A 9,413-nucleotide genomic window follows, 5' to 3' on the forward strand; every position below is an offset into this window, starting at 1 on the left:
ATGGGGAGGGAGGTCGCGGTGGCGGTCCGGGCGTTCCTGTCGTACGCGCACCAGAGCGACGACCACGCCGAGTCGGTGCGCCGCCTCTGGATGCTGCTGCGCTCGATGGGCGTGGACGCGAAGCTCGACGTGACCGCGACGGCCCAGCGGCAACAGTGGACCGAGTGGATGAACGAGCAGGTCCGCGAGGCCGACTTCGTTCTGGTGATCGCCTCACCCACGTATCGGGAGCGCGCCGAGAACCGCGGCGACGTGTCGGCGGGCCGGGGCGTGCGGTGGGAGGCGCGCCAGCTTCAGGAACGGTTCTACGCCGACCAGGAGGCGGGACTGCGCGAGATCCTGCCGGTGATCCTTCCCGGGGACGACGTCTCGGGACTGCCGGACTGGCTGTTGCCGGCGAGCGCGACGCACTATCGCCTCCGGGAGATCACCGAGGCGGGGGTGGAGTCGCTCTACCGCGTCCTGACCGCCCAGCCGCTGGACGTCGAACCGCCGCTCGGCGAGATCAGGCGGCTCTCGTCGCGCACCGCGCCGCCCGTCGCCGTGCCGCCGAGGCCGGCGCTGGCGACCGAGCTGACGATCGACGTCGTGGTGGACGGCCCTCGCCTGACCAGCGAGGTGTTCCTGGCCGGGGCGCCGGTGTGCCGGCGCGAGGCCGATCTTCCGCCCGAACTGACGGGGGTGTGGCAGGCGCTGTCCGGGCCCCCGGCGGTGGCGCGGGACAGGCTCACCGCGGCCGGGCTGGCCTTGGCGGAGGCCGTGTTCGACGAGGCCGGGCGGCGCGTGGTCGCGGACGTGGTGGCGGGCCTGCGGCCGGGCGACGAGGTGCAGGCGGTGTGGCGGGCGGAGGGGGCCGCGGCGGGGCTGCCGGTGGAGCTGATCGAGCTGACCACGTCCTCCGGGCGGCGGCTGGGACCGCTGGCGCTGGTCGGCGGGGTGAGCGTGCGCCGCCAGGCGAGGGCCGCGCAGCCTGCGCGCCGGATGCCGGCCTCCGCGGGCCCGTTGCGGATCCTGGCCGCGGTGGCCGCGCCGGAGGAGACCCGCACGGCGAACACGCCACTGGACGTCGAGGCCGAGATGCAGGCACTGCTCGACGCGATGGCCGACCCGGCGACCGGTGTGGGCGGCCAGGTCCGGATCCTCGAGGTGGCGTCGCTTCCGCAGATCAAGGCGGCGCTGGGCGAATCGGACTTCCACGTGCTGCACCTCTCCGCACACGGCTCACCCGACGTGGTGGAACTGGAGGACGAGGACGGCGATCCGAAGCCGGTCAGCTATCGCGAGCTGATGGACGCGGTCAAGGACACCCGTGCTCCCGTACCCCTGATCGTGCTCTCGTCCTGCGCCGGCGCGGCCGGCGGGGAGGCGATGGCCGCCGAGCTGATCGCGGCCGGTGCCGACCGTGTCGTAGCCATGCAGGCGCCGGTCACCGACGAGTACGCCACGCGGCTTCTCGCCGCGTTCTATCGGGAGCTCATCGCCTGCGCCGCGAGTGATGTGGCGGGCGCCCTGGCCAGGGCCAGACGGGAGGTCGAGCGGGCCCGGCGGTCCGACGGGCGCGTGCTGCCGCCGGAGTACGCGGTGGCCACGCTGCTGTGCGCGGACCGGGACACGCCGCTCATCGACACCGGCCTGTCGCCGGTCGAGCTGACCGCGCAGACCGTACCGTCGGGAACGTCGGTGCGGGAGCTTGCCCTCGGCCAGCTCATCGGCCGGCGTGCCCAGCTGCGGGAGGCCACCGCGGCCCTGCGGCGCACCGCGAAGGCCACCGACGAGCACGGCTTCATCAGCGGCGTCCAGCTGGTCGGCGTCGGCGGGATCGGCAAGACCGCGCTGGCCGGCCGCCTGGTCACCCGGCTGCGCGACGACGGCGTGCGGCCGGTGATCCACGAGGGCCGGTGGAACCCGACGGCCCTGTTCGCCGGCCTCGCCGCCGCCCTGGACGGCCCCGACGCCGACCGGCTGGCCTCCGCCGAGGTGCCCGACACCGCGAAGGTCGACCTCGTCGGCAACATCCTCGAGTCGGCGCCGGTGGTGCTGGTGTTCGACGACTTCGAGCGCAACCTGTCACCCGGCGGTGGCGACTTTCTCGACCCCGCCTTCGACGAGCTCTTCACCACCTGGTGCGCGAGGGCGGACACCGGCCTGATCCTGGTGACCAGCCGCTACTCCCTGCCCGGCGAGGATCGTGCGCTGGTGGAGGTGCCCGTCGGCCCGCTCTCCCGCGCCGAGCTGCGCCGCCTTCTGCTGCGGCTGCCGGCCCTGCGCGGCCTGACCGGCGACGACCTGCGCCTGGTGATCCGCACCATCGGCGGCCATCCTCGCCTGATCGAATACGTGGACGCCCTCCTGCGCGGCAAACGGGCCCGCTTCCGCGAGGTGCAGGCCAAGCTCAAGGCCCTGGCCGAACGCGAGGGCATCGACCTGGGAAGGCCCCGCCCACCCGGCGCGGCGGTCGAGGACGCGCTGCTGCTCGGCGGCGCCGACATCCTCCTGGACGAGCTGGTCGGCCTGCTCACCGACTACGAGCGCGAGCTGCTGCTGCAGATCGCGGTCTCGCGCGCCCCGATGACGCTGGAGGATCTCGCGTACGCCTTGCGGGAGCCGCACATCGAGCGCTTGGCGGCCGGCGTGGAACGGCTGTCCGATCTCACCCTGCTGACGCCGGGCCCGGGCATCGTGGCCCATCCGTGGACGGCGGAATTGCTCGAGCGCCGCCCGGACCCCGACCGTGCCGCCCGCCACGCGCGGGCGCTGCAAATGATCAGGCGCACGGGCCGGGGCCCGTGGAGTTACGAGGACGCCGTCGACGGGGTCCGGCACCTGGTTGCCATCGACCGGTGCGCGCTGATCGCGGACTTCGCTCAACAGGTCGTCGCCGCGTTGCCCGGGGTGCTTGCCGCCGCCGCCTACCTCGCCGAGATCCGCCCTTTGATTCCCCGAACCGAGCGTGCGTGGTCCTCGATCGCCAAACTGGAGTACGAGGCCGTCCGCAGCGCCGGTGACCTGGCCGGCGCCCACGCCCTTCTGGTGGAGATTCGCCGATCCGTCGAAGACCGGCGAACGAGCGATCCGGAGGATCCACGGACGGCCGCCGACATGTCGGTGGTGCTTGTGGACCTCGGCGACCTTGCCGTCGTCACCGGAGACGTGAACGCCGCCCTTCTCCACTACCACGAAGCACTCGACCTCGGCCCGCCCGATGACGGCAGCGACGTCACGTGGTGGCAGAACCGTCCCACCGTCGTTCGCGCACGACTGGGAGACATCGCGATGGCGATCGGCGACATGGATGCCGCTCGTGATCATTTCCAAGCGGGCCTGGAGGTTTCGCAGCGGCTGGCGGCGGCCGATCCGGACAACACCGAATGGCAGCGCTACATCTCGATCAGCCGTAACAAGCTTGGCGACGTCGCGGTCGAGATCGGCGATCTGGCCACGGCTCGCGAGCACTTTCAGGCTTGCTTGGAGATCCGGCAGCGGCTCGCGGCCGCTGATCCCGATAAAGACATGTACCAGCGTGATCTGTCGGCCAGCCGCAACCGGCTGGGGATCGTCGCGATGGCCGACGGCGATTTCGCCGCTGCCCGCGAACACTTCGAGGCGTGTTTCGACCTCTCCCGGCGGCTGGCGGACGCTGACCCTGGCGACAGCGGCCGGCAGCGTGACCTGCTGCTCAGCCGCGGCAAGCTCGGGGAGGTCGCGTACGCGCTCGGTGACCTGGCTGCTGCTCGCTCGCACTTTCAGGCGTCCCTGGAGATGGCGATGCGCTTGGTGGCGGCCGACCCGGCCAACAGCAACTGGCAGCGTGACCTGTCCATTGTTCGCGAGCGAGTCGGCATCCTCGCGCGTGTGGCGGGCGATCTGCCTGCCGCTCGGCGGCACTTCCAGGCGGCTGAGCAGATCCGGCAGCGGCTCGCGGGCGCCGATCCGAACAACAGGCTATGGCAGCACGACCTCGCCGCGATCAGGGCGCAGCTCGCCGGCCTGGACACTGCGGATCAATGACGGCTCGGCCTATGCCAGGCTGCCGGCGCGGCGGCCGAAGACCGTTCCGGCGGTCAGGCCGCTCCCGCCCGGGTAGTTGCCGCTGAAGAGGCCGCCCAGCATCTCGCCGCAGACGTACAGGCCCGGGATGGGTGAGTTGTCCGGGCGCAGGACCCGGCCGTGGGGGTCGGCGCGCAGGCCGCCGAAGGTGAACGTGATGCCGCAGGTGACGGGAAAGGCGTAGAACGGCGGCGTCCGCAGCGGCAGCGCCCAGTTGCTCTTCGGGGGCGTGGTGCGCGAGGCCCGTCCGTCCTTCACGGACGGGTCGAAGGGGACGCTCTCGTCGATCGCGGCGTTGAAGACCTCGACCGTCGACGGCAGTTTGCCCGCCTTGAGCATGGTGGCCAGCGAGGCGATCGTGGGGGCCGTGACGACGGTGGTGCCGGGCGCGTCGTACTCCTCGGCTCGCAGCATCGGGCGCGAGGAGGCGTCGAAGATCTGGTACGCGATGCCGCCCGGCTGGCGCAGGATCTCGCCGCCGTAGCGGGCGTACGTGTAGTTGCGGAAGTCGGCGCCCTCGTCGAGGAAGCGCTCCCCGGCCGCGTTGACCACGATGCCGAGCGGGTAGCTCTGCCGGGTCAGGCGGTTGGTCAGCTCGCGGTCGCCGCTCGGCGCCGCGCCCGCGTCCCAGGCGACCGAGTGGCACGAGCCCCAGTCGCCGCCGCGGGCCGCTCCGATCTCCAGGGCCGCCCGCAGCATGTCGCCGGTGTTCAGCGGCGTGCCCCGCACGAGGGCGCGCTCCCACCCGTCGCCGAGATGGTCGCGCCGCCACACCGGGTCGGCCTCGAAGCCGCCCGCCGCCAGGATCACCGACTCGGCCTCGACGGCGCCGCCCTCCCAGCGCACCCCCGTCACCCGGCCGCCTTCGGTCAGCAACGAGGTGCAGCGATGCCCGTAGCGCACCTCGATCCCCGCCGCCTCCGCCGCCCGGGTGTGCTGCTCCATCAGGCCCTTGCCGCCGCCCGTGCTGCCGACCGCCAGCCCGCCCCAGAACACGTGCCGCCCCGCGCCGTCCTCGTACGCCTGCCGCTCGTACATCAATCGGAACCGCAGCCCCAGCCCGTGCAGCCACCGCAGGGCGTCGCCGCTCTCGTCGGACAGCACGCGGGCGAGCGTGGGATCGGTGCGCCCCTCGGTGACCTTGCGCAGATCCTCCACGAACAAGTCCTGGCCGTACGGGGTGAGCACCGTCGACGCGTGCCGGGGATCGGGGTCCAGGATCCGGGCGAGGTCGGGGAGCCCGCCGTGCGCGATCCGGAACGCGCCCGCCGTGTAGTAGCTGTTGCCGCCCGCCTCGCCGGGAAGGCCCCGTTCGAGCACGACCACCTCGCGTCCCCGCGCGGCCGCCGCCTGGGCCGCGCTGAATCCGGCATTGCCGCCACCGACCACCACGACGTGCGCCACACCGCCTCCTGGATCAAACTAGGAGCATCGATGTAACGGTACGTCACAGGGGTGTGGTGAGACCGATGCGGCGATGGGGTCCGTGGATCGCGGCGGCCTTGGCGACCGTCCTGCTGGTCGTCAGCGCGGCCTGGGCGGAGGACGACGAGGGCTTCCTCGACGGGCGGCAGCTGCGGCTGATGGCTCCCGCCGCGCCCGGTGGCGGCTGGGATCAGACGGCCCGCGAGATGCAGGCGGCGCTGCGCGACCTGGCCGGGCGCAGCGAGGTCTACAACGTGACCGGCGCGGGCGGCACGATCGGGCTGAGCCAGTTCGTGCGCAACGACGGCGACCCGACCCAGCTCATGGTGATGGGCCTGATCATGCTGGGCGCGATCGAGAGCAACGACGCGCCGATCGGGCTCGACCGCACCCGGCCGCTGGTCCGGCTGACCACCGACTACGAGGTGATCGTGGTGCCCGCCTCGTCGCCGGTGCGGACCATGCCCGAGCTGGTGGCCCGGATGAGGCAGGACCTCGGGGCGGTGTCGTTCGCGGGCGGCTCGGCCGGCGGGGTCGAGCAGATCCTCGCCGGGCTGGTGGCGGACGCGGTCGGCGCGGACCCCGGCCAGGTCAACTACGTGGCGCACTCCGGGGGCGGGGAGGCGCTCGCGACGCTGCTCTCCGGGCGGGCCACGGCCGGGGTCTCGGGGGTCTCCGAGCTCGCCGCGCAGATCGAGGCGGGCACCGTACGGCCGCTCGCCGTGTCCAGCGCCACGCGGCTGCCGGCGCTGCCCGACGTGCCGACCCTGAAGGAGCAGGGCGTCGACGTGGAGCTGGCCAACTGGCGCGGGGTGGTCGCGCCGCCCGGCATCGGTGCGGACGACGAACGGGCGCTGGAGGAGCTGCTGCTCGAGATGACGCGCGGCGCGCAGTGGCGCGAGACGTTGCAGCGGCGCGGCTGGGGCGACGCGACCCTGGCGGGCCCGGAGTTCGAGCAGTTCATCGACCAGGAGCGGCGGACCGTGACGGACGTCCTGAAGAAGATGGGGCTGGCATGACGGACGAGCGGGTTCGGCAGCCGGACGCCGCGTCGGGGCTGCTCGGCATCGTGATGATCGTCTTCGGGGTCGTGATGCTGGTGGACGCGGCCGGGCTCCGGGGTTCCGATGATCCGGTCGGGCCGGCCGCCGCACCCACGGTGGTCGGTGTCCTGCTCGGGCTCCTGGGGGCCTCGCTCGTGCTTTCGGCGCGCGCGGCGTTGCGTACACATGCCTGGAAAGACCTGCGACGCCTGTGGCGCCTGACGGCCATGGTCATCGCCCTGGTCGCGTTCGCCTTCCTCTTACCGCTGCTGGGGTACGTGGTGAGCTCGGCGGCCCTGTTCACGGTGGCGGCGCTGCTGCTGGGCGCGCCGCGTCCGTGGCGGGTCGTGGCGTACGGGTGGACGCTCGCGGCGCTCGTGTTCCTGGTCTTCGACCGGCTGATCGGGCTGTCGCTGCCGACCGGGCCGTGGGGGTTCTGACGTGGGCGACCTGATCACCGGCTTCGCCGACGCGCTCACCCCCGGCAACCTGCTGTGGGCGCTGGTCGGCGTCACGATCGGCACCGCGGTCGGCGTGCTGCCCGGCATCGGCCCCGCGCTGACGGTGGCGCTGCTGCTGCCCGTCACGTTCCGCCTCGACCCGGCGGCCGCGCTGATCATGTTCGCCGGCATCTACTACGGCGGCATGTACGGCGGCTCCACCACCTCGATCCTGCTGAACACGCCCGGCGAGAGCGCGTCGGTGGCGACCGCCCTGGAGGGCAACAAGATGGCCCGCGCCGGCCGGGCCTCGGCGGCGCTCGCGACGGCGGCCCTCGGCAGCTTCGTGGCCGGCACCGTCGGCACGATCCTGCTCTCGGTGGCCGCCCCGGTCGTCGCGGACATCGCCGTCGGCTTCGGCCCGCCGGAATACGTGGCCCTGATGGCCGTCGCCTTCGTCACGGTCAGCGCCCTGCTCGGCCCGTCCCTGCGCAAGGGCGCGGCCAGCCTGGTGATCGGCGCCGGCATCGGCCTGGTCGGCATCGACACCCTGACCGGCCAGCCGCGCCTGGCCTTCGGCGTCCCGTCGCTGCTCGACGGCATCGACGTGGTGATCGTCGTGGTGGCCCTCTTCGCGCTCGGCGAGACCTTCGCCCACCTGGTCGCCGGCACGGGCGCCGCCCGCGTCGAGCCCGTGCGAGGCGCCGCCGTGCTCTCCCGCGCCGACTTCCGCCGCTCGTGGCCCGCGTGGCTGCGCGGCACCGCACTCGGCTTCCCCATCGGCAGCCTCCCCGCCGGCGGCGCCGAGGTGCCCACGTTCCTCAGCTACAGCCTCGAACGGCGCCTCTCCAAGCACCGGTCCGAGTTCGGCCACGGCGCCATCGAGGGCGTCGCCGGCCCCGAGGCAGCGAACAACGCCGCGGCCGCCGGCGTCCTCGTCCCCCTGCTCACCATCGGCCTGCCCACCTCGGCCACCGCCGCCGTCATCCTCACGGCCTTCCAGTCGTACGGTCTGCAGCCCGGACCGCAGCTGTTCACCGAGTCCGGCGACCTGGTCTGGGCCCTGATCGCGAGCCTCTACATCGGCAACGTCCTGCTGCTCGTGCTCAACCTTCCGCTGGTCCGCGCCTGGGCCCGCCTGCTCACCATCCCCGCGTACGGCATCTACGCCGCGGTCCTGGTCTTCGCCTGCCTGGGCACCTTCGCCACCGGCGGCACGGTCGCCGACCTGCTGGTGCTGACCGCCCTGGGCCTGGTCGGCCTCCTCATGCGCCGCGCCGACGTGCCGGTGGCCCCGGCCATCGTCGGCCTGATCCTGGCCCCGCTCGCCGAGCAGCAACTGCGCCGGGCCCTGTCACTCTCGGACGGCGACTGGTCCACGCTCGTCTCCAGCCCGTGGACGATCGCCCTGTGGACGGTGGCCGTCCTCGCCCTGCTGCTGCCGCTGGTGGGCGTCGTGCGCCGCCGCCGGAACGAACCTGGTCAACTGACGTATGCCGGGGACCGGGAGCCGGGCGACCGTTGAGGGGTGACAACCTACATCTCTGATCAGACCGAGACCCGCTTCGTGGACGGCTTCGCCTACCGGCGCTTCGGAAAGACGGGCGGGGTGCCGCTGGTGCTCTGCATGCGGCTGCGCGGCACCATGGACCACTGGGATCCGGACCTGCTCGACCGGCTCGCGGCGCAGCGGGAGGTGATCGTCTTCGACAACCGGGGGACGAACGCCTCGACCGGGACGCCGCCGGACACCATCGAGGGGCTCGCGGACGGGGCCATCGCGTTCATCCGGGCGCTGGGGCTCACCCAGGTCGACGTGCTGGGCTGGTCGATGGGCGGCATCGTCGCGCAGGGCGTGGCGCTGCGGGCGCCGGAACTCGTCCGCCGGCTGATCGTGGCCGGCAGCTCGGCCGGGGGAGTGCCGAACCTGCCGCCGCCGCCCGCGAAGGTCAACGAGACGCTGGCGCATCCGGTCAACCACGACGAGGACTTCCTCTACCTGTTCTTCCCCGAGACCGAGCGGGCCCGGCAGGCGGGGCTCGCCTCGCTGCGCCGCCTCGACCACCGGCTCGGCGAGAGCAAGGCCGCCGTGCAGCCCGAGACCTTCCGCGCCCAGCTCACGGCCATCGGCACGTTCGCCGGCTTCTGGGACCGCCAGCCCGAGCTCACCCTGCCCGTCCTGGTCGCCAACGGCGCCCACGACGTCATGATCGACGCGTACGCCACGTACGCCATGTCGCAGCGCCTCCCGAACGCGAAGATCGTGCTCTACAGCGACGCCGGGCACGCCTTCCTGTTCCAGCACCCGGAGGACTTCGCCCACGAGGTCAACCACTTCCTCACCGTCTGACCGACCCGGTTCTGCCCGGAGCGCAGGTGTCCTACTCTCTCCCCGTAACCACCCGGGACCGCCGCAGCCGCAGCCCTGCCAGCCGCCCGCGCCGGGCCAGGCCCACGG

Annotated in this window: 6 protein-coding genes; 5 read left to right on the plus strand and 1 reads right to left on the minus strand. The window is 73.0% G+C overall.

Translation table 11 applies throughout. From position 1 onward, the window contains the following. On the plus strand, positions 1–4,008 hold the full coding sequence (locus tag Ade02nite_RS05125; protein WP_203760336.1) for a CHAT domain-containing protein: 4,008 nt from the start codon (positions 1–3) through the stop codon (positions 4,006–4,008). A 9-nt stretch (positions 4,009–4,017) separates the two neighbouring features. Here the strand turns inward: Ade02nite_RS05125 and tcuA are convergent, their stop codons facing one another. Further along, positions 4,018–5,451, minus strand: coding sequence for an FAD-dependent tricarballylate dehydrogenase TcuA (tcuA, locus tag Ade02nite_RS05130; protein WP_203760337.1), 1,434 nt, complete (start codon positions 5,449–5,451; stop codon positions 4,018–4,020). A 65-nt stretch (positions 5,452–5,516) separates the two neighbouring features. Between tcuA and Ade02nite_RS05135 the strand changes: the two genes are divergently transcribed. Genes Ade02nite_RS05135 through Ade02nite_RS05150 form a run of 4 tightly spaced genes read left to right on the plus strand, consistent with a single transcriptional unit; the run spans position 5,517 to position 9,305 of the window. Continuing rightward, on the plus strand, positions 5,517–6,491 hold the full coding sequence (locus Ade02nite_RS05135) for a Bug family tripartite tricarboxylate transporter substrate binding protein (protein WP_203760338.1): 975 nt from the start codon (positions 5,517–5,519) through the stop codon (positions 6,489–6,491). Continuing rightward, the gene (locus Ade02nite_RS05140) at positions 6,488–6,955 is read left to right on the plus strand and encodes a tripartite tricarboxylate transporter TctB family protein (RefSeq protein WP_203760339.1); all 468 of its coding nucleotides are present in this window, start codon (positions 6,488–6,490) and stop codon (positions 6,953–6,955) included. Before Ade02nite_RS05135 ends, Ade02nite_RS05140 begins: the two co-directional genes overlap by 4 nt. Before the next feature lies 1 nt (position 6,956). Beyond that, positions 6,957–8,480 carry a tripartite tricarboxylate transporter permease gene (locus Ade02nite_RS05145; RefSeq protein WP_203760340.1) on the plus strand — a complete coding sequence of 508 codons (1,524 nt, stop codon included), beginning with the start codon at positions 6,957–6,959 and terminating at the stop codon, positions 8,478–8,480. Between the two features lie 3 nt (positions 8,481–8,483). After that, positions 8,484–9,305 (plus strand): alpha/beta fold hydrolase, encoded by an 822-nt coding sequence (locus tag Ade02nite_RS05150; protein ID WP_203760341.1) that lies wholly within the window; start codon positions 8,484–8,486, stop codon positions 9,303–9,305. Positions 9,306–9,413: the final 108 nt, after the last annotated feature.

The organism is Paractinoplanes deccanensis, assembly GCF_016862115.1.
Taxonomy (GTDB): Bacteria; Actinomycetota; Actinomycetes; order Mycobacteriales; family Micromonosporaceae; genus Actinoplanes; species Actinoplanes deccanensis.